Source organism: Paraburkholderia sp., assembly GCF_050742655.1.
Lineage (GTDB): Bacteria > Pseudomonadota > Gammaproteobacteria > Burkholderiales > Burkholderiaceae > Paraburkholderia.
In genome coordinates, this window is the sequence record NZ_JBOIGG010000016.1 from 1 (window position 1) to 24,690 (window position 24,690).

At 62.2% G+C, this 24,690-nt stretch carries 21 protein-coding genes and 2 pseudogenes; 9 read left to right on the forward strand and 14 right to left on the reverse strand.

Features of this window, described 5'->3' with window-relative positions; all coding sequences use genetic code 11:
• A pseudogene (locus ACREXZ_RS21385) lies at nt 1–263 on the forward strand (citrate transporter); the annotation flags it as partial.
• Nucleotides 264–1,103: 840 nt separating this feature from the next.
• Nucleotides 1,104–2,828 (forward strand): c-type cytochrome, encoded by a 1,725-nt coding sequence (locus ACREXZ_RS21390; RefSeq protein WP_431766116.1) that lies wholly within the window; start codon nt 1,104–1,106, stop codon nt 2,826–2,828.
• Between the two features lie 198 nt (nt 2,829–3,026).
• On the opposite strand, the gene ACREXZ_RS21395 is transcribed toward ACREXZ_RS21390, so the two are convergent.
• The 8 genes from ACREXZ_RS21395 to ACREXZ_RS21430 form a co-directional block, all read right to left on the reverse strand.
• Nucleotides 3,027–3,437: a GFA family protein gene (locus ACREXZ_RS21395; RefSeq protein ID WP_431766117.1), complete on the reverse strand. Its 411-nt coding sequence runs from the start codon at nt 3,435–3,437 to the stop codon at nt 3,027–3,029.
• A 153-nt stretch (nt 3,438–3,590) separates the two neighbouring features.
• Entirely contained in the window at nt 3,591–4,784 is a 1,194-nt protein-coding gene (gene pqqE / locus ACREXZ_RS21400; protein WP_431766118.1) for a pyrroloquinoline quinone biosynthesis protein PqqE, read from the reverse strand.
• Between the two features lie 2 nt (nt 4,785–4,786).
• Nucleotides 4,787–5,041 (reverse strand): pyrroloquinoline quinone biosynthesis peptide chaperone PqqD, encoded by a 255-nt coding sequence (pqqD, locus tag ACREXZ_RS21405; protein WP_431766283.1) that lies wholly within the window; start codon nt 5,039–5,041, stop codon nt 4,787–4,789.
• 32 nt (nt 5,042–5,073) lie between these two features.
• A complete protein-coding gene (gene pqqC / locus ACREXZ_RS21410; RefSeq protein WP_431766119.1) occupies nt 5,074–5,781 on the reverse strand; it encodes a pyrroloquinoline-quinone synthase PqqC in 708 nt (235 codons plus the stop codon).
• 11 nt (nt 5,782–5,792) lie between these two features.
• Complete coding sequence (gene pqqB / locus ACREXZ_RS21415) at nt 5,793–6,725, reverse strand: pyrroloquinoline quinone biosynthesis protein PqqB (protein ID WP_431766120.1); 933 nt, start codon at nt 6,723–6,725, stop codon at nt 5,793–5,795.
• On the reverse strand, nt 6,722–7,726 hold the full coding sequence (locus ACREXZ_RS21420; protein WP_431766121.1) for an alpha/beta fold hydrolase: 1,005 nt from the start codon (nt 7,724–7,726) through the stop codon (nt 6,722–6,724). The genes pqqB and ACREXZ_RS21420 overlap by 4 nt, the downstream gene beginning before the upstream one ends.
• Before the next feature lie 164 nt (nt 7,727–7,890).
• Entirely contained in the window at nt 7,891–7,965 is a 75-nt protein-coding gene (gene pqqA / locus ACREXZ_RS21425) for a pyrroloquinoline quinone precursor peptide PqqA (protein WP_431766284.1), read from the reverse strand.
• 356 nt (nt 7,966–8,321) lie between these two features.
• On the reverse strand, nt 8,322–8,909 hold the full coding sequence (locus tag ACREXZ_RS21430) for a TetR/AcrR family transcriptional regulator (protein WP_431766122.1): 588 nt from the start codon (nt 8,907–8,909) through the stop codon (nt 8,322–8,324).
• Between the two features lie 104 nt (nt 8,910–9,013).
• On the opposite strand from ACREXZ_RS21430, the gene ACREXZ_RS21435 reads away from it, so the two are divergent.
• Entirely contained in the window at nt 9,014–9,667 is a 654-nt protein-coding gene (locus ACREXZ_RS21435) for a peroxiredoxin-like family protein (RefSeq protein WP_431766123.1), read from the forward strand.
• Between the two features lie 257 nt (nt 9,668–9,924).
• On the forward strand, nt 9,925–11,037 hold the full coding sequence (locus ACREXZ_RS21440; protein ID WP_431766124.1) for a lactonase family protein: 1,113 nt from the start codon (nt 9,925–9,927) through the stop codon (nt 11,035–11,037).
• Nucleotides 11,038–11,122: 85 nt separating this feature from the next.
• Here the strand turns inward: ACREXZ_RS21440 and ACREXZ_RS21445 are convergent, their stop codons facing one another.
• The 6 genes from ACREXZ_RS21445 to ACREXZ_RS21470 all read right to left on the reverse strand — a co-directional run bounded on the left by ACREXZ_RS21445 (nt 11,123) and on the right by ACREXZ_RS21470 (nt 19,054).
• A complete protein-coding gene (locus tag ACREXZ_RS21445) occupies nt 11,123–12,046 on the reverse strand; it encodes a VOC family protein (protein WP_431766125.1) in 924 nt (307 codons plus the stop codon).
• 41 nt (nt 12,047–12,087) lie between these two features.
• Nucleotides 12,088–12,936: a fumarylacetoacetate hydrolase family protein gene (locus ACREXZ_RS21450; protein WP_431766126.1), complete on the reverse strand. Its 849-nt coding sequence runs from the start codon at nt 12,934–12,936 to the stop codon at nt 12,088–12,090.
• A gap of 107 nt (nt 12,937–13,043) precedes the next feature.
• Complete coding sequence (locus ACREXZ_RS21455) at nt 13,044–14,639, reverse strand: carboxylesterase/lipase family protein (protein ID WP_431766127.1); 1,596 nt, start codon at nt 14,637–14,639, stop codon at nt 13,044–13,046.
• 54 nt (nt 14,640–14,693) lie between these two features.
• A complete protein-coding gene (locus ACREXZ_RS21460) occupies nt 14,694–15,836 on the reverse strand; it encodes a porin (RefSeq protein ID WP_431766128.1) in 1,143 nt (380 codons plus the stop codon).
• Nucleotides 15,837–15,881: 45 nt separating this feature from the next.
• Entirely contained in the window at nt 15,882–17,255 is a 1,374-nt protein-coding gene (locus ACREXZ_RS21465; protein WP_431766129.1) for an MFS transporter, read from the reverse strand.
• An 89-nt stretch (nt 17,256–17,344) separates the two neighbouring features.
• Nucleotides 17,345–19,054: an FAD-dependent monooxygenase gene (locus tag ACREXZ_RS21470; protein ID WP_431766130.1), complete on the reverse strand. Its 1,710-nt coding sequence runs from the start codon at nt 19,052–19,054 to the stop codon at nt 17,345–17,347.
• A gap of 100 nt (nt 19,055–19,154) precedes the next feature.
• On the opposite strand from ACREXZ_RS21470, the gene ACREXZ_RS21475 reads away from it, so the two are divergent.
• From ACREXZ_RS21475 to ACREXZ_RS21495, 5 genes and pseudogenes are all read left to right on the forward strand, one after another.
• On the forward strand, nt 19,155–20,114 hold the full coding sequence (locus ACREXZ_RS21475; protein WP_431766131.1) for a LysR family transcriptional regulator: 960 nt from the start codon (nt 19,155–19,157) through the stop codon (nt 20,112–20,114).
• Between the two features lie 201 nt (nt 20,115–20,315).
• Nucleotides 20,316–20,447: pseudogene (locus ACREXZ_RS21480) on the forward strand (IS6 family transposase); the annotation flags it as partial.
• A 117-nt stretch (nt 20,448–20,564) separates the two neighbouring features.
• Complete coding sequence (locus ACREXZ_RS21485) at nt 20,565–21,275, forward strand: UTRA domain-containing protein (protein WP_431766132.1); 711 nt, start codon at nt 20,565–20,567, stop codon at nt 21,273–21,275.
• Between the two features lie 349 nt (nt 21,276–21,624).
• Nucleotides 21,625–23,268 carry an HAL/PAL/TAL family ammonia-lyase gene (locus ACREXZ_RS21490; RefSeq protein WP_431766133.1) on the forward strand — a complete coding sequence of 548 codons (1,644 nt, stop codon included), beginning with the start codon at nt 21,625–21,627 and terminating at the stop codon, nt 23,266–23,268.
• Nucleotides 23,269–23,476: 208 nt separating this feature from the next.
• Nucleotides 23,477–24,664 (forward strand): porin, encoded by a 1,188-nt coding sequence (locus ACREXZ_RS21495; protein ID WP_431766134.1) that lies wholly within the window; start codon nt 23,477–23,479, stop codon nt 24,662–24,664.
• Nucleotides 24,665–24,690: the final 26 nt, after the last annotated feature.

A 24,690-nucleotide genomic window follows, 5' to 3' on the forward strand; every position in this document is an offset into this window, starting at 1 on the left:
CGTTTTACTTCGGCATCTTGCCGGTTGTCGCGGGCGCGGGCCAGCAACTGGGGGTGCCGCCGATCCAGGTGGCGCAGGCCGCGTTGCTGGGACAGATGACGACGGGGTTTCCGGTCAGCCCGTTGACGCCCGCGACGTTCCTGCTGGTCGGACTCGCGGGTGTCGAGCTGTCCGATCACCAGAAGTTCGCCATACCGTTCCTGTTTGCCGCGTCGGTGCTGATGACGATCGCGTGCGTCGTGCTTGGCGTGTTTCCCCTCTGAGTGGCACGTGAGCGGAAGTTTTCAAGCACGGCAGAATGAAGGGAGAACATCGACGATCCGATCGACGACGAACATCTGAACGCGACCGGCACGATCTGCGAATACGAAGATCTGACCGAAGGTTAGATCCCGCTTAGTGCCCCAGTCGACCCCTGCCCAGAAAACGACCTGATCCAGTGACAGCGTTTTCTCGACTCGAAGGCGCTGCAGGAGCCAGTTATCCGTTCGCTGGAAACGTCGCTGAATAGTACGTCGTGACAATAACCCAGAGCTCTCCTTGGATCGTCATTCAATGAAATCGAAAAGCCCTTGCTAGTTGCTGAAAAGCCTATCCCGGCTTATGCGATTTGCTTAAATTTCCCTAAGATTTTCCATTCCATTTTTCACCGCTTTAATTGCATTCCGCACAGATTTTCCTTCTCTGACGCTTTTCCGCTTTTCACCTATACTGGACAGACCCGATTCTTTGAGTCGGGTCTTTTTTCTTCAATTCAGCCTTTCAATCTGGAATCAGGAAGTCTTTGCACATTCGCCTGCCGTAAAGAGAGGCAAGGGCTCCTTGCGAATTCCAAAGAATGAGGTCATCGCAGATGACATCATGGAGACAGGTCCATGCGGGCACACCGCATGGACTGCTGATTGCTGAGCGCAACTCCCGGCGACCGGCGCCTCCGGGCGCACCATTGCGTCGCATCGATTTCGATGCTGCGTTCCGCCGCTTTTCGTTTCATTCCCATTCCGTTTGCTACCCGCTCCAGGGAGGCTCCTCCAATGCGTGTTCCGTCCGCGTCAACCGTTGGTTTCCTTACTCGACTGGCCAGTGCAGCAGGCTTTGCAGCCGTGTCGCTAGCCCTCATACCCAGTGTTCATCTGGTCAAACCGGTCAAGGCAGCTGAAAGCGCTGCGACCTGTAATAACGAGGCAACCGGCATCTCGTTGCCCAAGGGTTTTTGCGCGACGGTTTTTGCCGATAACCTGGGTCACGTGCGGCAGATGGCGGTTGCAGCGGACGGCACGCTCTACGTCAACATGTGGAGCGGTCGCTACTACCAGGTCAACACGCCGCCTGACGGTGGTTACCTCGTCGCGCTAAAGGACACTAAAGGCGCGGGTCAGGCGGACGTGATCCAGCATTTCGGCGAGACCGCCGCCGAGGGCGGTCACGGCGGCACGGGCATCAAGCTTTACAACAACGCGGTCTATGCCGAAAGCAACGACCGCATCATGCGCTATGCACTCAAGCCCGGTGACGTGGCGCCGACCGGTAAAGGCGAAGTCGTCGTGTCCGGCTTGCCGGTGACCGGGGATCACCCGATGCACCCTATCGCGATCACGTCCACGGGCGATCTACTGGTCGATCTCGGCTCGGCGACCAACGCCTGCGAGAAGCAGAACCGCACGCCGCATTCGCCAGGCAACCAGCCGTGTACCGAAAAGGAAACCCGCGCTGGCATCTGGCGTTATGACGCGAACAAGACGGGTCAAACCTTCTCGCCCGCCGAGCGCTATATCAGCGGCCTGCGCAACGGCGAAGGGATCGCGATCGACGGCGCGGGCCGGGTCTTCTCGACCCAGCATGGCCGCGATCAGCTTCACGAAGACTGGCCGGAACGCTTCACCGCGAAGGAGGGTCAGGAGTTGCCGGCAGAAGTCATCGTCGCATTGAAACAGGGTGCCGACTACGGCTGGCCCGAATGCTATTACGACGGAATGAAGAAAAAGTTGATGCTGGCGCCGGAATACGGCGGCGATGGAAAAAAGATCGGACTGTGTGCTAATCGCACCTGGCCAGTCGCTTCTTTTCCGGGTCACTGGGCGCCGAACGACATGACGTTCTATGAAGCCAAAAGCGGCTTTCCGAGCGCGTATCGAGGCGGTGCGTTCGTGGCCTTTCACGGCTCGTGGAATCGGGCACCTGCCCGTCAAGCTGGCTACAACGTCGTATTCCAGCCGTTCCGCGATGGCAAGGGGGTCGGCAACTACGTGGTCTTCGCGGATGGCTTCGCGGGAGCCGTGAAGGAGCCGGGACAGGCCGCGTTTCGTCCGAGCGGCCTCGCGGTGGGCCCTGACGGCGCACTCTTCATCTCCGACGACGTCCACGGCCGGATCTGGCGCGTAACCTACAACGGCGACCCGAACGCACCGATCGCGGCCGCGCCGACGCCGACGACTGCGCAGTCGTCGTCAGGCTCGCAGTTGCCGCCCGAGGGTATCCATCCGGACGCCGGCAAGCAGGCCGCCGGTTTGCCTGTGCCGCCGGGCTCGTCGAAAGCGGAGGTCGCACTCGGCGAACGCGTGTTCCTCGGCCAGGTGGGCGGCGCGACCTGCGCCGGTTGCCATGGCTCGAACGGCAAGGGCTCAGGGATCGGCGCAGATCTGACGAAGGGTACCTGGCTGTGGAGCGATGGCAGCCTGTCGGGCCTCCACGAGACAATCGCCAAAGGTGTGCCGCACCCGAAGGAGCACAGCGACTTGATGCCGCCGATGGGTGGCGTGCAACTGTCGCAGAAGGACCTCAAGGCGGTGACGGCCTATGTGTGGGCGATAGGGCATCAGGGGCAGTGAGGTCGACTCCCCTGCAACCCAGCGGTCCCTGGCGCATCGTTCGACGATGCGCCAGGGGATCGGGGACCCGCTTCTGCATTGCCTGAGTTGCCTGAGTTCTAGAGCGTGTTGGGCACTTCGGTCCCTACCCGACGGATGTATCGGACTAAGGCCTAAGACCGTTCGGTGGAACGCTACTTAGGCATCAGGTTCATTGAACTACTGGGGCGACTGAGGAAAGTGAGGGATTGTCTGATCAAGGCAAACCCACTCTTGTGCACTCGCGGTATATATGTCCAGCATTGGCTTGAAGTCCGAGATATCGTCAAGCGAGGGAAATCGGATAGAAGTAGCTTGTGAGTAAGCTTCGCTTTGCGTGAACAAAGGAGTGCCACAGTTGGGGCAAAAACTGCGAATTGCGAGACTTCCGCTGCTTGCACGAACTGCATACGTCTTCGGTATACCTATGATCTCGAGGTCGGCGGTCCTGACAACGATGCCTGACGCAAAAGGAGCGCCACTTGAGAGCTGGCAGTCTCTGCAATGGCAGTTGACCATGGCTATCGGCTCCCGCACAACTGTATAGCGGACCGACCCGCATGCACATCCGCCTGAGAAAGGAATGTTCATATTGCGCTTTTCTAGTGATATCTCTGCAAATTATACGTCTATAGCTTCCTGGTCGCCGCTTCTCGCGAAGGTCGGTCCATGCGTTTGAGCGATCCCCGTGCGCTCGTTCATCCCGCCAGGCCACCCGGTCTGGACTGAAGTGCCTGACACGCTCTAGGGCACGGATACCGGCTTAACCGCTAAACGACGCGAATTAGCATCGTTGCGAAACAGGATCGGTTGCTCGCGCGATTGAATGGCGGTGGCTGCAACCGTCGACGTGGCCGCACGACGGACGATCTGCACCACCGTATCGTGCGCCGACGACTTGTCGCAGACCGGGTCGGTGTTCGCCACGTCGCCGGTGAGCAGGTAAGCCTGGCAGCGGCAGCCGCCCAGGTCGCGTTCTTTCTCGTCGCAACTGCGGCACGGCTCCTTCATCCAGTCGAAGCCGCGAAAACGGTTGAAGGCCGCACTCTCATACCAGACCTCACGCAGCGGCATCTGCGTCACGTTCGGCAAATCGAGTCCCGGCAGGCTGCGTGCGTTATGACACGGCAACGCAGCGCCGTCCGGTGCGATGCCGAGGAACACCGTGCCCCACCCGTTCATGCAACGCTTCGGGCGACGTTCGAAATAGTCCGGCACGACGAAGAAAATCTTGCAGCGCTCGCCATGCGTGCGGCGATAACGTTCCACCACGGCCTCGGCTTCGTCGAGCTGCTCGCGCGTCGGCATCAGTTGCGCCTGGTTCGTGTGCGCCCAGCCGTAATACTGCGTGTTCGCGAGCTCCAGGTATTCCGCGCCCATCGCGAGTGCCATGTCGATGATCCTGTCGACGTGCGGCAGGTTGTAGCGATGCAGCACGCAGTTGAGCACCATCGGAAAGCCGTGCTGCTTGATCGACGTGGCGACTTTTCGTTTGAGGTCGAAGGTGCGCGTGCTGCTCAGGAAGTCATTCAGTTCCTGCGTCGAATCCTGAAACGACAGCTGGATGTGATCGAGGCCCGCAGCTTTCAGGTCGCCGAGCCGTTTGTCGGTGAGGCCGACGCCGGAGGTAATCAGATTAGTGTAGAAGCCGAGTTCGCGCGCTTCTTTCACCAGCATTTCCAGGTCGTCGCGTACGAGCGGCTCGCCGCCGGAAAACCCGAGCTGCGCCGCGCCGAGTGCGCGGGCCTGGCGCAATACGTCGATCCATTGCGCGGTATCGAGCTCGCGGCTGTGCTCCTTATAGTCGACCGGGTTGTAGCAGAACGCGCAATGCAGCGGACATCGATAGGTGAGCTCCGCCAGCAGCCAGAGCGGTGGCGCTATACCGGCGTCGGGCTGTGCAGCGGCCATAGCAATCGCGGGCGAGGAGTCGCTCATCGCTATTCCAGCCAGCCGTGCGCCTGTGCATCGGCGAGGAACGTATGCACTTCGGTGCCGAGTCCGGTCGTGTTGAACGCCCGCTCCAGATCGGCGATCAGCGTGTCCACGTCGCGCGTACCGTCGCAGCGCTTGAGGATTTCCGCTGCACTCTGATTGAGTTTCACCATACCCTCCGGATAGAGCAGCACATACGCGTCTTGCGCCGGCTCCCATTGAAGACGAAACAACGCTCTGATCTTCGGACGATGGAGCATCGACCCATCGCCGGCGGTATGTGGCAGGTCGCTCATTGCGGGAAGGCCTTTTCGATCGAATCCAGCATGGTCCACAGAATATCGAGCTTGAACTGCAGGATCTCGAGCGCGCGTTCCTGCTGTTCGCGCCGCGTGAAGTAATCGAGTGTGACTTCCAGCCCGTGTTGCACGTCGCGCTGCGCGAGCGAAATGCGCGAACGGAAATAGGCGAGCCCCGCCGGATCGATCCACGGATAGTGCTCCGGCCAGCTCGCAAGCCGGTCGCGATGCACCTGCGGCGCGAACATCTCGGTCAGCGACGAACATACGGCTTCCTGCCACGGCGCACGTCGCGCGAAGTTGACGTAGGCATCGACGGCGAAACGCACGCCTGGTGTCACGTGCTCGAGCGACCACAGTTCGTCGCGCGACAAACCAACCGCGTCGCCAAGACGCGCCCATGTTTCGATGCCGCCCTCCTCGCCGCCGTAGCCGTCGTGGTCGAGAATGCGCAGCACCCAGCGGCGGCGCGTGTCGAGATCCGGACAATTCGACAGAATGGCCGCGTCTTTCAGCGGAATGTTGATCTGATAGTAAAAGCGGTTCGCGACCCAGCCGCGAATCTGTTCGCGCGAACAGCCACCGCTGTTCATCTTCACGTTGAACGGATGATGGATGTGGTACGCGGTGCCTTTCGCGCGCAACTGCGCTTCGAATTCGTTGCGAGTCCAGGCCGGCTGCGCGGCGTCGTTATCGTTCATGCCGTCTCCGTTCATAGTTCGAAGGTCATCCCGTCATAGGCGACTTCGATCCCGTGTTCGGCCAGCACGCGCCGTTCGGGACCATCCTCGACGAGGATCGGATTCGTGTTGTTGATATGGATGAGCACCTTGCGCGCGCGGTCTGTGCCAAACCCTGCGCCAAGCGAGTCGAGCACCTCGATCATGCCGCCTGCCCCCGACTGCGGTAGATGACCCATGTCGGCGGCGCTCTTCTTCGACAGCCCGAGGCGAATCATTTCGTCGCCCGTCCAGAGCGTGCCATCGACCAGCAACAGGTCCGCCTCGCGCATCGCCGCGAGCACGTGCGGCTCGATGGCGCCGAGGCCCGGCGCGTAGAACACGCGCTTACCGGACACCCGGTTGGTGATCACGAGGCCGATGTTGTCGCCGCGTTCGGGAGCGTTACGGTGCGGCGAATAAGGCGGTGCCTTGCTCGACAGCGGCAGTGCGTCGATCTGTACGCCGGGCAGCGCCGCGACGGCGAGCGGCACGGCGTCGAGTGCGATGCGGCGATGCTCGACGCCGCAGTAGTGCGACAGGATCGGGCCGACCGGGAAACCACTGCGCAGGTCATCCCACACGGCGTCGGTGGCGTAGAGCGGCAGCGGCGTGTCGCGCTCGCGCAGCATCAGCAGGCCGGTGACGTGATCGATCTGCGCGTCCATGACCAGCACCGCGACGATGCCGCTGTCGCGTGCGCGGCGAGCCGGCTGCAATTCCGGATGGGCAGCAATCTGCGCGAGCAGATCGGGCGACGCATTGACGAGCAGCCAGTCATCGCCGTTCGCGCTGATCGCGATCGACGACTGCGTGCGACGCGTCGCCTTCAGCGTGCCGCGCCGTACACCGTCGCAATTGCGGCAGTTGCAGTTCCATTGCGGAAAGCCGCCGCCTGCCGACGAGCCGAGCACCTTGATCTTCATGCTGCGCGGCGCGCGATGCGCCCCTCGTGAGCGGATGAGCCGAACATCGTTTCGAGCGCGCGGGCGACGCTTTCGTGGAGTGCAGGATCGCTTGCCAGATGGCCCGCCCCGCGGACGTATTCGACCTGCGCCGCGGGTACCGCGCGTGCAAGGCGCCGCAGATTACCTCGAGGACAGACTGGATCGCGTGTGCCGTGCACCGCGGCGAGCGGCACGCCGGCCGCCGCGGCGGAGCGCGCAAGCTGCAGCAGACGGTTCTCGCCGAGCCAGCAGCGATGCGCGAGGTAGTGCGCCTGGATGCGGTATTTGCCGATCAGTTTGCGTGTGTCGCGCGGCGAGCCCGCTGCCGCAGAGCGGTCCTGACGCGCATCGGCACGACCGAGCACGGCCTCTTCATAGTTGCGCCACGCCAGCGCGACCGCACGTTGCCGCGCGGGGTCCGTGCCATCTTGCAGCGCTGCGTGGCAACGGGTGAATAAAGCCGTGGGCCACGCACAGCGTGCAGCGGTGCACAACCGGGACGCGGCATGCGGCGCGCGGCGGCGCGATCTGACGAAGAGATCACGCACCTCGCGTGCGGAAGTCAGGAACAGCCCACGCAGCACGACGCCCGAGACCGCTTGCGGATGCTGTCCCGCATACGCGAGTGCAAGCGCTGCCCCCCACGATCCGCCGAGTACGCCCCAGCGTTCGAAGCCGAGTCGCGTGCGAATCGCTTCGAGATCGTCGATCAGGTGGTCAGTGCGGTTGTGACGGATGCTGCCGTGAGGGGTCGAAGCGCCGGTACCGCGCTGATCGATCAATACCACTCTGAAGCGCGCGAGATCGAAGAGCCGCAGTGCGCCCGGCTGGCTACCGCTGCCCGGACCGCCGTGCAGTACCGCGACCGGCACACCGTCCTCAGCGCCTGCCACCGCAAACGACACACAATGGCCGTCGCGTGTGCGCAGCGTGTCGATCTCGAGCGGCGGCGTTGCGCGCCGCCGGCTGTGCTTCGTCATGGCAACCTCTTCGCGTAGCCGTCGAACGACGAACCGGAATAACCGCACAGCGGCATCGCGACCATTGAGCGTTCATGGAGCGTCGAGGGAAACACGGGGCTGGTTGGGTTGGCTGGTGAACTGCACGCTCTGCAGAAGGGCCGCGTACTGCGGCCCATGCAGACTTAACGCGTTGCGATATACATCGTGATTTCAAAGCCTAGACGGATATCGGTGTAGCGAGGAGTAGTCCATTGCATCGTTCCGTTCCTCCATGTGACTCACGCAGAATGGTCGCCGTCGGCCCGGCGCCATGCCGGACTTCATGGGCGCTCGACAGCACGCAAGCTCCATGCTCTAGACTGCGTTGCACGGTGCTTCCGTACGCGCTCGTACGATGACGCCGCGCAGTGCGGCGAAAGCGTAGCAAAGTGTTCGATCCCGGTCGGGTGTCCTGCTGTTCATCGTCATGCGGCTTGCATCATCGCCCGGCGGGTGGGTTCGTCGATCGCTCCAGCGTACCCGAAAATGCGTTTCTTGATACGCAGTCGACACAGGGCGGGTTAAGTTAGCCGGATGAAACATTGTGAAACGTCAACGTCTTGCGCGGGAATCATCAAAGTCCCAGGCAGGTCAGGAACAGGTCGATCTGACGTTCAAATCTGGCGCGATCATAGGAAACCAGGGCCATGCGCCATACGCCTTGCAGATAGGTGATGATGATCGGCACCACAATCTGCGGGGCGAACTCTTCTGGCAAGAGTCCAGCTTCCTTATCGGCGGTCAGACGCGCGGCCATTCCCTCTGCAGCCATCGACATCTGTTGCTCCACGTATTCGCGCAACTCGGGCTCAGCCAATACTTCAGGAGCGATGCTTCCTGCCATCAGGCAAACTCGCGACGGCGTATCAGGATCGTCCAGACAGTCCAGCACGGTTTTGAAGAGCGCCCGAACCCCCAAAGCAGCTGTGGATGCTGAAAAAAGTGCCTCGCCGCGAGGGCCGTTGACGGTCGCGTTGTAGTGCTTCAAACACTCCAGATACGCGTTCTTTTTGCTCTTGAGCGTGTTGTAGAACGATCCTTCGCCGATCCCCATCCTCTTGAGCAAATCGCGTAGCGATGCGTTGGAGTAGCCGGTCTCCCAGAAGAGACGAGCCCCTCGTTCGAGAGCGATCGTGTAGTCAAACTCCAACCCGCGCGCCATGTGGCCTCCCCAATCGTAGCGGTTGATAAAAATTCTTGACAGGGCTCGCGCTCGTCATCATTCTGTAGCTATCGCTACAGATAATCAAGACCCAGGAGATTCGAATGTCCATAACGCAAGCCGCGGCAGAGTACAAGGCAATGGTCCAGGAAAAGCTGGGAGAGAAATTCAGCATTATTGCTGGCGACATGGAGCGTGTCCGAAAGGCGGGCACGGTTGATGGTGCATTGAAGGCGGGGCAAGCCGCACCGGAATTCACTCTGCCGGATGCATTTGGCAATGGAGTCTCTCTTAAGGATCTGATTGCCAGGGGTCCGGTGGTGATCAGTTTCTATCGCGGCGAATGGTGCCCGTTCTGCAATATCGAACTGCGCAGCCTGCAAGAGGCGCTGCCGGGAATTGAGGCGCTCGGCGCGACCTTGATCGCGATCTCCCCCGAGAAGCCGGATCACGGAATCATCGCAACCGAAAAGAACAAGCTGACTTTTCCGGTGCTCAGCGACTTCGGCAACGCGGTCGCGCGGCAGTTCGGAATCGTGTTCCAGGTCGGCCCGGAGCTAAAGGAGTTCTCGAAGAACGTTTTCAAAAATGACCTCGCGCTCCGCAACGGCGAGGATTCCTACGAGCTTCCGGTTCCAGCAACGTACGTCATCGACAAGACGGGGGTCATCCGTTTTGCGCATGTCGACGTGGACTACATGCTGGGCCGCGCGGAACCTGAAACGGTTGTCGCTGCGCTGGAGGCGATTGCCAGATAGTTCTTGCCGGCTATCAGTCTGAGTCAGTATGAGTCGCTCATCGTACCAGAGCCGATCATCGTCAAATTGGGTAGCGCCACCCTGAATCACGCGACGCCCGACAGAAAGACGGGCGCTCATAGTGCTGTTCCTGTCTGTTCAACGATATCCAGCTGGAGTTGTAGTCCGGTTTAACGGGGCATCCAGATACCTGCCCTGCGCTCAGTCGTCCATGCAACGTTACTCGTGTCGGTCGTCTCTCAAACAAGGAGTTCGCCATGCCATCTGTCACGTACCGTTCATCGTTTCTATTGCGAACCATCGCGTTCGCGACAGCGTTAGGATTCGCTTCGATCAGCATTGCGCAAGCCGACTCGGAGGTCGATCCGCCAGGGGCGGTATACGTTCTGTCAAACCAGCCTACCGGGAATTCGGTTCTTGTCTATTCGCGAGCAGCCAACGGAATGCTCACCTACAAAGCCACCTACTCGACCGGCGGCAAGGGGGCAGGCACGGGGGCCGATCCTCTAGGTTCGCAGGGTTCGCTGACGTTGGCATCGGGCTTTCTGTTCGCCGTGAATGCCGGCAGCAATGATGTTTCGCTGTTCGCGGTCGACGGCAGCAAACTGACGTTGCTCGACAGAAAGCCATCGGGCGGTCAAATGCCCGTCAGTGTGGCCGTCAGGGGGCCCATCGCCTATGTGCTTAATGCCGGCGGCACACCGAACATCAGTGGCTTTATCGTCGATCCGTTTGGCAAGCACATCGTTCCGTTACCAGGCTCACAGCGGCCACTCGCCGGCGGAAATTCCGCCCAGCCCGCGCAAGTGAAATTCGCGCCGGAAGGCAACGAACTCCTCGTGACCGAAAAGGGCACACAACTCATCGATTCGTACTATGTCGGCTTCACCGGCTACGCCTCGACTGCAACACCCCATGCGTCAAACGGCGTCACGCCGTTCGGCTTTTCGATCACGCCCCGAGGTTATGCCATCGTCTCCGAAGCCGGCTCGAATTCAGTTTCCTCCTATGAGGTCGAGGACAGCAAGCATCTGACTTCGATCAGCGCAGCGATTCCTCTGGGTCAGAGCGCCCCTTGCTGGCTTGTCACCACAGGCGATGGACGTTTTGCCTATACGGCCAATGCCGGTAGCGGCTCGATCAGCAGTCTGCGGATCGCGGTAGACGGTACGATGCGCTTGCTCAATGCATCTGCAGGCACGCTCAACGCGCCCCTCGACATGGCACTCAGTCGTTACAGCAAATTCCTCTACGTTCGGGAAGGCAACGGCTCTGTAGGCGGCTTTCGCGTGATGCCAGACGGAACACTCGAGTCGCTTGGCCCAGTCACGGGTGTACCGCCAGGGGCACAAGGGATCGCGGCTCGCTAGGCGCATCCCCGTTGGCGCGCGGCTGCATCGGCCGCGCGTCATCCGCGCAACCCGTGGCAGACCGGGGCGGTCCGCGCGTTACCGTCTAACCGCCCTCGCTGTTTCTGACGAAGTTTTCAGGTACCGGCGGTCCCCACAGATACAGCGAGTCTTCTGGCGGGAAATCGCCCGCGTCCCACCGCGCGCCGGCCGAGATGTAGTCGATATCGGCCGAGAACTCGCAGAACGATCCCCACGGGTCTTCGACGTAGTGGAAATAGTTGGACCCCAGCACGTGCCGGCCCGTGCCCCATCCCTTCGTGTAACCGGCCGCCGCCATCTGCGCGGCGCCCTCGCCCACCCTGTTGATGTCGTCGACATCCCACGCGCAGTGATGCCATCCCCGCGCGTGACTCTTCGCGAACGCGATGAGGTGATGATCGCTGCCGTGCGGCGCATGCGTGAAGACGATGATGTCGCGCGACCGGTCCGAGAGCCGCAGCCCAAGCGCGCGTTCGTAGAATGCGAACGCCGCGAGCACGTCCGGGCTGAACAGGAGGACATGCGACAGCCTGTGCGGCCTGACCATGACCGCGGCCGAGCGCGCGTGCGCACCGCGTTCGTCTGCCGGCACGCCCGTGAGCAGCGAACGCGTCTTGCCCGACGGGCTCGTTTTCGGGCCGACCTTCACCTGCACGGTATTGCCATCCGGATCGCGGAACCATAGCCCTTCGGGGTCCGCCGACACTTCCACGCCGGTTGCCGCGATCTGCCGATGCAGACGCGCCAGATCGCGCTCGAAGCAGCCGAACGACAGGTACGCGAGCGACTTGTGCTCCGCCTGCAGGATGCGCGCCCAGCGATGTCCATCGCCTGCGTACAGATCGAACTCGCCTGCGGTGCCCGCGGCAGTCCGCACATCAAGTCCAAACGCCTCGTAGAAGCGTCGCGCCTCGTCGAGCGACGGCACGTTGAGCGCGAAATGATCGATCGAATGAACGGCGGCCAGGTCGGTTTCAGCGTCAGTCATGAGGTTCTCCCTGAACGATACGCAGCGCGTGGCGCGTAGCGTCACGCAACGATCTCGTCGGCAATCACATTGCGCAACGTGCCGATCTTCTCGACTGTCACTTCGCACACGTCGCCCGCGCGCATCAGCAGCTTCGGATCGCGCGCCCAGCCGATCCCCGACGGCGTGCCGGACACGATCACGTCGCCCGGCTCCAGCGTGATCGCCTCGCTGATGATGCTGATCAGGCTCGCGACATCGAACACCATCTCGTCGGTGCTGGCCGACTGCACGACCTCTCCGTTCAGGCGCGTCTCCAGCCTCAGCCCTTTGACGCCTGGCGGCAGTTCGTCCGCAGTCACGAGATCCGGACCGAACGCGCCCGTCGCATCGAAATTCTTGCCGACGGTCCATTGCGGCGTCTTGAACTGATACTCGCGCACCGAACCGTCGTTAAAAAGCGAATAGCCGACGACATGCGACAGCGCGTCGTCGAGCGGGATATGCCGGCCGCCCCGCCCGATCACCACCGCGATCTCGCCTTCGTAGTCCACGCCCGCGCAATCCGCAACAGCAGGACGAACGATCGGCTGGCCATGCGCGACGAGGCTCGTTGCGACGCGGAAGAAAAGCGTCGGATAGTCCGGTTGCTGATAGTTGCTCTCGGATGTGTGGTCCGCGAAATTCAGGCCCACGCAAATAATCTTCGGCGGCCGCGACAGCGGCGGCAATAACTTCAGATCACCGAACGCGAGCCGTTTATCGCTGGCATGCGCGCGAGCATAAGCCGTCAGATCCACGCCGTCCGCAAGCAGCGACTCCAGCGACACCTCGCCGACGACCTGCACGTGTTCGCTTTCCCGAATGCCCAGCATCGCCCGGCCGTTTTCCTCGAAACTGATGAAACGCATGTCCTGCTCCTTTCCTGTTGGCTGACGCCGGTGAATCGAAATCTGTTCCTGTTGCTGCACATGCCAGATCGCAGGCGCCAGCGCTAACCGTCACTGCTGTCACTGCATCAAAAATGGAAGCCGAGATTGCCAGGCGTCCGGAAGCTGTTCAGAAACTCGAAGCGCGCGGTGCCCACTTCGGCTTGCGGCTGCAACGGTGTCGCGAGACCCATCACGAGGCCGCCTGCGCCCGTATAGACCGGCCAGCCGGGCAACCCTGCGCCGTTCGGATTGCCTGTCTTCGCGAAGTTGGTCCAGTACGACGACATCGCGTCGGACAACGCCACGTCGCTCGCGTTGGGCGCGCCGTGGCCGTTCGGTACCAGATCACCGAACACGTACGGCACCTCGGAGACATGGATCGGCAGCGGGTTGTACGCGGACGTCTGGCTGAAGTAGTACGAATACACCGGCGCGTGCGATGTCTTCAGCTGCAGGTTGGCCATCTGCCACGTCTGTGACGCGATGATGAGATCGCCTGAGAGCAGTACCTGCGATTGCTGCGCCTGTGCGTCGCTGGCGGCCGGGTAGAGTTGCAGAAAGCGGTCGATGCTGGACGGCCCGAATGCAGTCGTCGCCGCGGCGATGAAGTCCTGTGCCGAATCGCCGGGTATGCCTGATACCGCAGCGAAGATCGTGCCTTCGTCCGCGACCTGACCCGCGAGCAACGGTACGTCGCGCTGCCGGCCCTGTGCGAACTGCGTCTCGGGATCGGTACGCAACACGAAACCGTCGATGCTCGGGCTATACGCGGGCTCGGTCGGATCGGCTATCAGCTGGGCGGCCGGCAGGCTGCGCAGCGACTCGAGCGTCTGTGCCCCCGACGACGCACCGAGTCGCGCACCGATCTGCGCCGCAGTCGCGTGACTTGCCATCACACCCTTTGGGCTTTCCCAGAACGCGCCACTCTCGGCGATCGCCTTGTCGAACGACCCACCGGTAAGCGGTGACGCCATCAGGATGCCAACCGCGTGCGCACCCGCCGACTGACCGAACACGGTGACGTTCGCGGGATCGCCGCCAAAAGCTACTGCATTCGCCTTGACCCAACGCAACGCAGCGATCATGTCCTCAATGCCGTACATCCCCGACGACCTGCCGGACGATTCCTGGTCGAGATCGTTTCTCGCGAGGAAGCCGAACACGCCGAGCCGGTAGTTGATCGACACCACGACGACGCCCTTCTTCGCGAGATTCTCGCCTTCCCAGCGCGGGTCGCCGGATGTGCCGAACTGAAAACCGCCGCCATGCAGCCAGACCATCACCGGCCGTCGTTCGCCTGGCCCTCTTGCCGCACTCCAGACATTGAGCGTCAGACAATCCTCGCTCGCCTGGCTGTTATCGACCGGCCCGAACGCCGTGCCCTGCCAGCACGGATGGCCGTACTGCTTCGCATCGCGTACTCCGGTCCAGGGCTGGGCCGGCTGCGGTGCGCGCCAGCGAAGCGAGCCCACGGGCGGTGCCGCATAAGGAATGCCCTTGTAGCTGACGACGCCCGACGCGTCCGGCGCATTACCCGCGATAGCGCCCGACTCGACGATCGTGACGCTGCCCGCGCTGGAAGGCATCGCGAACACCGGCATCGGCGCCTCCAGCAGAGACAGCGCGAGAACACCGGCTGCAACTTGTGCCGTCACGAACCATCGGTTTGCAGTTTGTCTCATGATTGGTCACCCGTAATAATCGAACAGGAAATTGCCTGTTGCATACGAAACGCCCTAGAAGCTATGGCGAATGCCCGCCATCACGCCGAGCTGGCCGACGCCCGCCGCGGGAGTCGCGCCCGGTCCGCCCTGGCTCAGCGTGTATTTCGCCTTCGCGCTGTTGAAGAGATAACCGGTCTGCAGGTACACGGCCGTCGACTTCGAGAGGAGATAGGTGCCGCGCACGGTCGTGATCGTGCCGCGTGTGTCCTGCTGCGAATCGATGGTCCGGTATGCGCCGCCGTCGACGATTACGGTCGGCGTGACGAAGTAGCTGGCGGTGACGTACCAGGTATCCGTGTGCACGTCGGGCACAGCGGGCGACACCGTCTCCACGCGACGGCCGAGCCAGCCCGCGCCGACCTTGAACCCGCCGAGCCTGTAGTAACCGTTGAGCTGCATGCATATGTCCTTGTCGCCGCTCGCGGTCAACGGCAACGGCACCGCGCCGTTGAAAATGTTCGCGGCAGCGCCCGGGCCGCCGTGCTGCTCGTCGTAGGCGCTCGCCACGCCGAAATTGTTTCCGTCATAGCGCAGCATCACGGACCACTGGCGGCACGCCTGCGCATTGCCGGGCAGCGAACCCGCACACGTGCCCTGCCCTGGCGAATTGCCGGTGCCGGCGGAATCGCGGCCGAACGACCAGGTCGCGCCGCCCGTGAATCCCGCAAACGAGCCCTTGTACGCAATGGTGTTGTCGCTGCGCGAATTGGGCACGTAGGCGTCGAGCGAGCCGACGCCGCCGTAGATGTCGGGCCCGAGAATGTCCGCGTCGATGATCGCCCAGTACGTCATCGTGTACTGCCGGCCGAACGTCAGTGCACCGTACGGACTCGACAGCCCGACCCACGCCTGGCGTCCGAACAGCCGCCCGCCCTGGTTGATGTCGCCGGCGCGCGTGTTGAAGCCGTCCTCCAGCACGAAGATGGCCGAGAGTCCTCCACCGAGATCTTCGTTACCGCGCAATCCCCAGCGCGACGGCATCGAGCCGGTGATACCCGGCATCCGCACGATGCGGTCGCCTGCCGCGTCGGCGTGCGTGACCATTTCGATGCCGGTATCGAGAATGCCGTACAGCGTGACGCTGCTTTGCGCCGACGCCGCGCTCAAATGCAGGCAGGCTGCAAGCCCGGCCAGTGACAACACACGTAGTTTCATGTCTCCATTCCCCTTGTTTTTAATCGTGGATAGTGAGTCGCCGGTTCAGTGCCCGACCGGCGCCGATTGCGTGCGCGCATGGTCAAGACTGCCGCGCGGATAGCACCGCCCGGCGATGACCATCGACACACCGGCCAGCACGACGGGCAACGCGAACGCGATGAACGCCAGTTCGACGTGGCCGAACAGCGCGAGGATCGCGCCGCCCGTCATCGAACCAAAGATCGAGCCGATCCGCCCGACACCGAGCGCCCAGCTCACGCCGGTCGCGCGCGCAGCCGTCGTGTAGAAGCCGGCGACCAGCACATTCGCCGCGGTCTGTGCGCCGGACAGGCCGTATCCCGCGACAAACACCGAGCAATAGATCAGCGACGGCAGGTGGATCGAGACGCCGATCGCCGCAATGGCCGCCGCAGCGATTGCATACGAAGCGGCAAGCACGAGAAACGGATTGTGGCGATCCATCAACCGCGCGTTGACGAGCGAACCGATCGTGCCGCCAAGCGGCATCATCGCGCCCACACGAGCGGCGTGAACCGGATCGATGCCCGCACCCGTGATGACGAGCGGCAACCAGCTGCTGATCTGGTAATAGACCCACAGCGTGCAGAAGAACGCGATCCACAGCAGCACCGTGCCGGCGCGGTAGCGCGGGCCGAACAGCACACTCGTCACGCGCTCGCGGCGCGCGTCGCCGGCGTCGTTCGCTTCAGCGTGGGTGCCTTGAAGCAGCGCGTGCGAGGCGTCGCCGAGACGCCTCGTCACGCGTTGCGCTTCGCTCGCGTAACGCGGCTTGCCTGCCATGAAGCGCAGCGACTCCGGCAACCAGATCCAGATGCACGGCGCCAGCACGAGCGGGAACAGACCGCCAAACACAAACACACCCTGCCAGCCGAACGATGGAATCAGCAGCGACGCCACCACGCCGCCGAACGCGAGCCCGAGTGTGAAGCCGCAGAACATCAGTGTGACGAGCAGCGCGCGGTTGCGCGGCGGCGCGAATTCCGACGACAGCGTGATCGCGTTGGGCATCGCGCCGCCGAGTCCCGCGCCGGTCGCGAAGCGCAGCACGATCAGCCAGCCCGCCGACGGCGCCGCCGCGCACGCCAGGCTGCCGGCGCCGAACAGCAGCAGCGAGATCACGATCACGCGCTTGCGACCGATCCGGTCCGCGAGCGGACCGAACACGAAGCTGCCGACCGCAAGACCGAAAAGACCCGCGCCAAAAATCGGCCCCAATGTCGCTGGGGTCAGCGTCCACAGCTTCTTCAGCAGCGGTGCGACGTAACTCACGCACGCGACGTCGAAGCCATCGGCCGCGACCACGAGAAAGCACAGTACGAGTGTCAGTATCTGTACTGCCGCGGGCCTGCCGGCCTCCGTCCTCGCGGCGACGTCCGCCGTTGTGTTTGCGTGCATGAATGTCTCCGATGATTGTTTTAGTGGTACGTCCTGCGCCGTCGCTCGCGGCACGTGCTACGCGTGCTGCTCGTGTATTCAGACCTGCATCACGCGGCGGGCCGCTCCGTCATCGCAGCGTGACTGGAGGCGGACTCATCGCGACCCAGCGCGCGATCGAGCGCGGTCTGCAGCGCTCCTTCGAGCGCATGACCGCGCCAGGCGATATGCAGATCCGGCCGGATCAACACGTAGCTCGCGTCGTAGAGCACGCTCACCTGCGGATCGTCGGTGCACACGACGGTCAGCGCCGCATGGGTCGAGCGGGCAGCGTCCACCGCGCGCTGATCCTGCGTAGTCAGCGTGGGCGTGCCGGTGCAGAGCAGCGTGAAGCCGGTGCCGAACCGGTCGTACAGCGATGCGCCATCCTCCATCCAGACGTGGGGCGCGCGATGTCCCGCGCGGGCGCATGGCACGTACAGGTTCGGATTGTCGGGAGGCGGCGTGCCGTCTTCCTGCATCGTCAGCGGCGAGGTCTCGTATCGCGCGCCCAGATGCACGCCGGGAATCGCGAACTCCAGGCTCGCATGAAACTGAAGAAACGCACCCAGGGCATCACGCGACGCGACGCCCGCGTCGCTATCGTCGAGCAGATTCGCCGGCACCGACACGTGCCCGATGCTGTCGGCGAACGCGCGCGCAAACGCGGTGTTTCGCAGCGCGACCGGATGGCGTTCGACCTCATAACTGTCGATCAGGCGCTCACCGCCGTCGCCTCGAATCGAGGCGTCGAGCTTCCACGCCAGATTCGCTGCGTCGTCGATGCCCGTGTTGTAACCGAGGCCGCCGGTCGGCGTGAACAGATGCGCGGCATCGCCGGCCAGCAGCACGTTGCCCGCCGCGAAGCGATCGGCGACCAGCGTATAACCCGCCGTCCAGCGCGACGTACTGAGGATTTCGAACGGCACGTCCACACCGATCGCATCGCGAATCCGCGTGCGGATTGCCTCGGGGTCGGCGGTCTCGCCTTCGCGGGCCTGCACGTTGATGATGAAGTGCCCTTTCCCGTCGACGGCGATCATCAATGCGCGCTGCTTTGGCGTGAAGGTCCAGTACTGCCAGGCCGGTGCATGCGGCGACACGCGATACACATCCGGCGCGTAGAAGTAGACCGCATCCATCAGGCCGCCCATGAAGTCGCGCTTCTCGCCCGTGACGCCGCTATACCGGATATCGAGCGACTTGCGCACGAAGCTGCGCGGGCCGTCGCAGCCCACCAGGTAGCGGCCGCGAATCGAACGCGGAACGGCATCTTCGCCGTCGTCACCGTCGGCGGTGTCGACCACCCTGGCAGTCACCGAATCGGCGCCCTGCACGAACTCGACGACACGCGCGCCGAAATGGACCTTCACCGACGGACACGCGCGCGCCGCATCGAGCAACACAGGTTCGACATAGAGCTGCGAACAGCGATGCGGCGGCTCGGGCGTCGGCCACGTGAACGCGTGCAGTTGTGCCCAGCGTTCGGCTTCGCCCGACGGCGGCTGATGCAGACGCGCGAGTTCATGACCGGTGATGCTGGTGAAATACGCGACGTCGGGGGCATAGTCCGTCGGTAGCCCTAACCGGCGTATCGCCCCGGAAACACCGATGCGCCGGAAATGCTCCATCGTGCGTGCGCTGTTTGCATTGGCGGCCGGATGCCGACTGATCCCATCCCGCGCTTCGAACAGCTCGACGCGGATGCCGCGCTGCCCCAACGCGGCCGCGAGATACAGGCCAACCGGCCCACCGCCAACGATGATGATGTCGCAGTCCATCTGATTCCTGTCTCCTGGGTTTCATGCTTTGCGCCCAAGATAGTGCGGACCTCTGTATAAATCCATACAATGCAATTCATATCTAGAATGAATTGGATGCATGATGCGAACCAAAGACCTTAACTTCCTGTTCGTGCTTCAGGCGCTGGGTAAGGAGCGCAGCGTGTCGCGGGCCGCGCGGCGACTCGGGATCACGCAGCCCGCGGTGAGCCATGCGCTAGGGAAACTCCGGACGACGTTTCATGACGATCTGTTCGTGCGCGCAGGCAACGAGATGGCGCCGACGCAGATCGGCGAACGCCTCGTGGAAGGGGTGGAGCGCGTGCTGGCCGCCGTGGAAGATGAAATCTGGAGCAACGTCGCGTTCGATCCGTCGACCACGCGGCGGACGTTTTCGGTGTGTCTCAGCGACATGGGCGTGATCGTGCTGCTGCCGCGTCTGCTCGCCGCGTTAAGGCGGCAGGCGCCGCTCGCGACGCTCAAGCCGATCCAGCTGCCATCGCTCGAACTGGCGGGCGCGTTGCAGGACGGCAGGATCGACCTGGCGATCGGCTATCTCGGCCGCCTTGGCGACAACCTGCATCAGCAGCCGCTATTCGAGCGGTCGCTCGTCGGCATCATTCGAGGCGGCTCGTCGCGACGGCGCGTGTCGTTGACGCTGAAGCAGTTCGTGGAAGCCGAACACGCCGTCTCCGCGACGCTCGCCATCACGAATCAGCTACTGGAGAAGGAGCTACGCCGGCACGGCGCGCGACTGCGCGTCGGCATCGAAGTACCCTATTTGCTAGCGGTGCCGAGCCTTGTCGCGATGTCGGATCTGATCGCCGCCGTGCCGGACGAACTCGCGGAGCTGTTCTCGAAGATGGCCGACGTCGACGTGTTCCCGTTGCCGATCAGCCTGCCCGACCTGACGGTGCAGCAGTTCTGGCATGCGCGGCGTCACAACGATGCGGGGCATCGCTGGTTCAGGTCGCTGGTTGCGGACACATTGCGGCAGGACAGGAAAAGGCAGGTGCGCCAGGTGATCGGCAACAATAAAGTCCCCGTCATAAAGCGATGAGACCGTGGTTCGGCGATGCTGCGGCGGAATGAAATCAGTAAGCGCCGACGATCGGTTAATTGCTCGCGGTATGGTCGCCCCACGTTCCTCGAACCTGTCCGCAATTTTGTGTGCGAGGCGGTTTAAAGATTTCTAGCCGCGGGTGAGCGTGAAGCGCTCACCAAACAGAATAGCAAACTGGTTCATGGCCGCTTTCCAGTCGACTGCACCGCGCTCACACTTGCCGGTGTCGAGTTGCTGCATCGCATTCGCAAAGGCCAGTTTGCTATCGGCCGTTTGCATATCAAAGACCCGACTCCGTCTGCGATCTGGGGTGCCGTGCCCGCCGCTTGAAGTGCCCTGGTTGAACACGCTTCGCTCGCTTCCGATTCAAGTATTTGCACCACAACCAGGTCGGTCACGCCCTATCAACCTATACAATTCGTGTTCTCACGGTAGTCACCACCAGCCATGAATAAAAAGCCGCCCTCGCTCGCACCCGCCTATCAACAGTTGAAGGCGTATGTGCTCCGCATGATCGAGACCGAAACGTGGCGCGGCGGAGACATGATTTCCACAGAAGAAGCGCTGGCAAAAGAGTTCGGCCTATCGCGGATGACGGTTAACCGCGCGATGCGCGAACTCGTGACAGAGCGCGTACTGATGCGCATCCGGGGTCGCGGGACCTTCATTGCCGATACGCGCTACCAGTCGACGCTTATCGAAATTCGCAGCATCGCCGAAGAAATCAAGAGCCGTGGCGATCAGCATACGAGCAAGGTACTGCTGCTCGAACAGACGCATGATCCGGTGACACTGCAAACGCTCGAATTGCCGCACGACGCGCTGGCCTTCCATTCCCGCATCGTCCACTTCGAAAACGACGTACCGATCCAGCTCGAAGACCGAAACGTCAACGGTATTGTGTTCCCCGACTATATCGACCAGAACTTCGAGCTACAGACGCCGAACGAGTACATGACAAGGATGGCGCCTGCCCAGGGCGCGCAGTACTGGGTGACGGCCCGTCAAGCCCCAGCGACGGTTCGACAGATATTAAAGATGGCGATCGGCGAACCCTGCCTCGTTCTACATCGGCGTACGCGGGTCCGGGGCTGCATAGCGACCGACGTTGTCCTGTGGCATCCCGCGAGCCGATACCAGTTCAGCGGGCAATTCTAGCGACAGGCATCGACAGCACGCTTCGTCCCGATGCGTGGCGTGGCGCTGGCGCCGCGCACGACCCTCGCATTTGTATACACATATCGACACAGGCCCATCCGAAAACTGGACGACCCCGGCCTCGATACGCACATCCCAAAGACCGCCAGATCAGCCCTTAACGCTCACGCGTCTGCCTGCGAGGTGCCGGAACCGGCTGATCGACTAAATTCCTTTCACATCGAATTTTGAAAAATTGCGTGCATATGTATATACAAGTACTCTGCTGCAATGGTTGCTCACCGCGATAACGCGCTCGTCCATCCGATAAACGCGGACACCAGCGCAAAGCTTTCATACGGGGAATGTCATGTCTCACGCTGTCAGACGAATGATCGGTGCACTGCTGTTGCTCCCCGCACTGGTGTGCCATGCGGCCGTGACTCTGGATGGCAAGTCGGCCACACCGGAGATGATCGCCAGCATTGCGACGGGCGATGAGGTTGTCATTGCACCGGCAGGCGCCAGGCGAGTCGCCAAAGGCTACGACCTGCTGCTCGACGCGGCCACCCAGGGGCAGCGTATTTATGGGCTGACCGTCGGCGTGGGCATGAATAAAGACCGCCAGATGGTCGATGCGCAAGGCAAGCTCACGCCTGAGGTGATCGAGGCCTCGATGCGCTTCAATGCTGCGCTGCTGCATGCGCACTCGGCAGCCGTAGGTCCCGACATGGACGTCCGCACCGCCCGCGCGGCCATGGCGACGCGCCTCAATCAGATGCTCGTCGGCGCAGCCGGCGTACAGCCGGCCGTGGTTGAAAAATACGCCCAGTTCCTGAACGCCGGCATTACCCCGTCGATCCCGACCGAAGGCTCGGTCGGCGAAGCGGACATCACGATTTTGAGTCATGTCGGCCTGACCATGATGGGTGAGGGCGATGTGTACTACCACGGTGAAAAGGTCCCCGCGGCGACCGCGCTGAACGCCGCCGGCATCGCACCGATCCGCCCTTGGGGCAAGGACGCGCTAGGCATTCTCAGCTCGAACGCTTACTCGACCGGTATGGCGTCGCTTGCGCTAGTGGATCTCAAGCAGTTGAGCGCCGTCGAAAAGCTGGTGTATGCGATGAGCTTGCAAGGGCTGAACGGTAACGTGTCGCCGTTTCTCGAAGACACGCTGGCACTGCACCCCTATCCCCAGGTGATTCGCACCGGCGCGGCGTTGCGGGAGATCCTCGCGGGGAGCAGCCTCTGGCAACAGGACGATGCCCGTGCGCTGCAAGACCCACTCAGCTTTCGCGATGCGCCCTATCTGCTGGCGGAGATCGACAAGAGCTACGACGAGGATCGTCGCCTCATCGAGATCCAGTTGAACTCTTCCGATGACAACCCCGGCGTCGCAGTCGGCGTCAAACCGAAGAGTGACCTTTGGCAGGCAAAGCGCAGCTACCTGCAAGGGAAGGATGTCTACGGCGCCGTCCTGCCCAACGCCAACTTCGAACCACTGCCGTTCGTGCTGTCATTCGAAGAAACCGGCATCGCGCTGGCGCACAACTCGCTTGCATCGGCACAGCGGATCATCAAGATGAACGATCCGCGCTTTACGCACTTGAGCCGGTTTCTCGGCACCGACCACACGCTGCATGCGTTCGGTGCGATGGAAAAGCCGCCGCTCGCGCTGGCCGAAGCAAACAGGCAGCTGGCCATGCCGGTTTCGATGGACTATCTGCCCGCGGCAGGCGACATCGAAGACATCGCGACTAACGCGCCGAGCGTCATGGGTCGCGTGCAAACCCAGATCGACAATTCATTCGAACTATTCGCGATCGAGTTGATTTCGGCGGCACAAGCCGTCGAGTTGCGCCAGAGGGAAGGCAAAGGCTTCACGCTGTCGCCGGACACGAAAAAGCTCTTCGACGATCTGCGCACGGTGGTCCCCTTCCGGGACGACGACCGGCCGTTCACCCCCGAATTTCGTGCCGCTGCGAAGCTGCTCCGGCAATACCGGCAATAACCGCGCACTGCTGCGCGATCTCGCGGACCAGAGGTCGCGCAACGGACCATCCGTCCGGATTTTTTCTGCAGGTCCAGCAATTCCAGCAATAACGGGAAATTGAAACACGCCTGCTGCGCGTGAGGGCGATCTGTTGTCTGTCGTTTCGTACGCGTGTGGAGCGTGACGCGCTGCATTCACTGCTTCGAATTAAAAGAGGATGACCACGATGAAAAAAATCTGGCTGGCTGCCGCCCTCGCGGGTGTCCCTTCATTAGCGGCACATGCGCAAAGCAACGTGACGCTGTACGGAATTCTGGACGAGGGATTCCAGTTCAACACCAATGCAAAGAACGTGGTCAAAGGCGTCAACGTCGGCGGTCGCCAGTTGACGGTCGATTCGATCAACGGCCTGAACGGAAGCCGGTGGGGAATTCGCGGCGCGGAAGATCTCGGCGACGGGCTTAAGGCGATCTTTGATATTCAAGGCGGCATCAATCTGAATACCGGTGCGTTCGCGCAAGGCGCGACCCCATTCGGCCGGACAACCTATGTCGGATTGAGCAGCCGCAGCTACGGTACGGTGACGCTCGGCCGTCAATACGATCTCGTCGTGGCCTACGTTCAGCCGGTCACGAGCACGGGCTACATTGGCGGGTCGACGACGTTCGGCCACCCGGTCGATCTCGACAATCTGGTGAATACGCTACGCGTCAACAACAGCATCAAGTACGCAAGCCCGGATTTCAACGGTCTGAGTTTCGGCGCCGAAGTCAGTCTGGGCGGGCAGCCGGGCAACCTCACCGGCGGCGGCGGTTACTCGTTTGGTGCGTCCTATGTCCATGGCCCGGTTACGCTCGGCGCCGGCTTTAACTTCTTCAAGAACCCAACGGGCAAGACGGCAGGGACAGGATTGTTCACCGACAACGTGAACGGATCGAACTCGCTAAGCGGCGTATTGAACAGCAACTACATCACCGCGAGTTCGTATCAGGTCGCAGCGGTAGGTGGTACCTATGCAATCGGTCCGGCGCTGGTCGGACTGACGTACTCCAATACGCAGTACGGCAATGTCGCTTCGCTCGGAGGCGTGTCTCCGAAATTCAACGACATCGAAGCCGGTTTGCGCTGGCAGTTCACACCGGCGTTCTTCGCAGGCATCGCCTATAACTACACGACAAGCACCGGCGTAGAGGCGCATGGCACAACGCTAGGCGATCAACACTATCATCAGGTTGCCGTGCTGGCCGATTACTTTCTGTCCAAACGCACGGATGCCTATTTCACGGCATCGGTGCAGAAGGCATCGGGTATCAGTTCCACGGGTAGTGCGGCGGTCGCGAACATCGGTGGATTGGGCGATTCGTCGAACGATCGTCAGGCCGTGATGCGCATTGCGCTTCGTCACAGGTTTTGAGCGACGCGCACTTTCGGCTCGATGAT

What these genes read in the sequence shown, in the direction of transcription:
- ACREXZ_RS21455 (WP_431766127.1), bottom strand. Translation starts at nt 14,639, where the DNA reads ATGAGACAAACTGCAAACCGATGGTTCGTGACGGCACAAGTTGCAGCC.
- ACREXZ_RS21490 (WP_431766133.1), top strand. Translation starts at nt 21,625, where the DNA reads ATGTCTCACGCTGTCAGACGAATGATCGGTGCACTGCTGTTGCTCCCC.
- ACREXZ_RS21445 (WP_431766125.1), bottom strand. Translation starts at nt 12,046, where the DNA reads ATGACTGACGCTGAAACCGACCTGGCCGCCGTTCATTCGATCGATCAT.
- ACREXZ_RS21450 (WP_431766126.1), bottom strand. Translation starts at nt 12,936, where the DNA reads ATGCGTTTCATCAGTTTCGAGGAAAACGGCCGGGCGATGCTGGGCATT.
- ACREXZ_RS21420 (WP_431766121.1), bottom strand. Translation starts at nt 7,726, where the DNA reads ATGACGAAGCACAGCCGGCGGCGCGCAACGCCGCCGCTCGAGATCGAC.
- ACREXZ_RS21430 (WP_431766122.1), bottom strand. Translation starts at nt 8,909, where the DNA reads ATGGCGCGCGGGTTGGAGTTTGACTACACGATCGCTCTCGAACGAGGG.
- ACREXZ_RS21485 (WP_431766132.1), top strand. Translation starts at nt 20,565, where the DNA reads ATGAATAAAAAGCCGCCCTCGCTCGCACCCGCCTATCAACAGTTGAAG.
- pqqB (WP_431766120.1), bottom strand. Translation starts at nt 6,725, where the DNA reads ATGAAGATCAAGGTGCTCGGCTCGTCGGCAGGCGGCGGCTTTCCGCAA.
- pqqD (WP_431766283.1), bottom strand. Translation starts at nt 5,041, where the DNA reads ATGCTCCATCGTCCGAAGATCAGAGCGTTGTTTCGTCTTCAATGGGAG.
- ACREXZ_RS21495 (WP_431766134.1), top strand. Translation starts at nt 23,477, where the DNA reads ATGAAAAAAATCTGGCTGGCTGCCGCCCTCGCGGGTGTCCCTTCATTA.
- ACREXZ_RS21460 (WP_431766128.1), bottom strand. Translation starts at nt 15,836, where the DNA reads ATGAAACTACGTGTGTTGTCACTGGCCGGGCTTGCAGCCTGCCTGCAT.
- ACREXZ_RS21470 (WP_431766130.1), bottom strand. Translation starts at nt 19,054, where the DNA reads ATGGACTGCGACATCATCATCGTTGGCGGTGGGCCGGTTGGCCTGTAT.
- ACREXZ_RS21465 (WP_431766129.1), bottom strand. Translation starts at nt 17,255, where the DNA reads ATGCACGCAAACACAACGGCGGACGTCGCCGCGAGGACGGAGGCCGGC.
- pqqC (WP_431766119.1), bottom strand. Translation starts at nt 5,781, where the DNA reads ATGAACGATAACGACGCCGCGCAGCCGGCCTGGACTCGCAACGAATTC.
- ACREXZ_RS21435 (WP_431766123.1), top strand. Translation starts at nt 9,014, where the DNA reads ATGTCCATAACGCAAGCCGCGGCAGAGTACAAGGCAATGGTCCAGGAA.
- pqqE (WP_431766118.1), bottom strand. Translation starts at nt 4,784, where the DNA reads ATGAGCGACTCCTCGCCCGCGATTGCTATGGCCGCTGCACAGCCCGAC.
- ACREXZ_RS21440 (WP_431766124.1), top strand. Translation starts at nt 9,925, where the DNA reads ATGCCATCTGTCACGTACCGTTCATCGTTTCTATTGCGAACCATCGCG.
- ACREXZ_RS21475 (WP_431766131.1), top strand. Translation starts at nt 19,155, where the DNA reads ATGATGCGAACCAAAGACCTTAACTTCCTGTTCGTGCTTCAGGCGCTG.
- ACREXZ_RS21395 (WP_431766117.1), bottom strand. Translation starts at nt 3,437, where the DNA reads ATGAACATTCCTTTCTCAGGCGGATGTGCATGCGGGTCGGTCCGCTAT.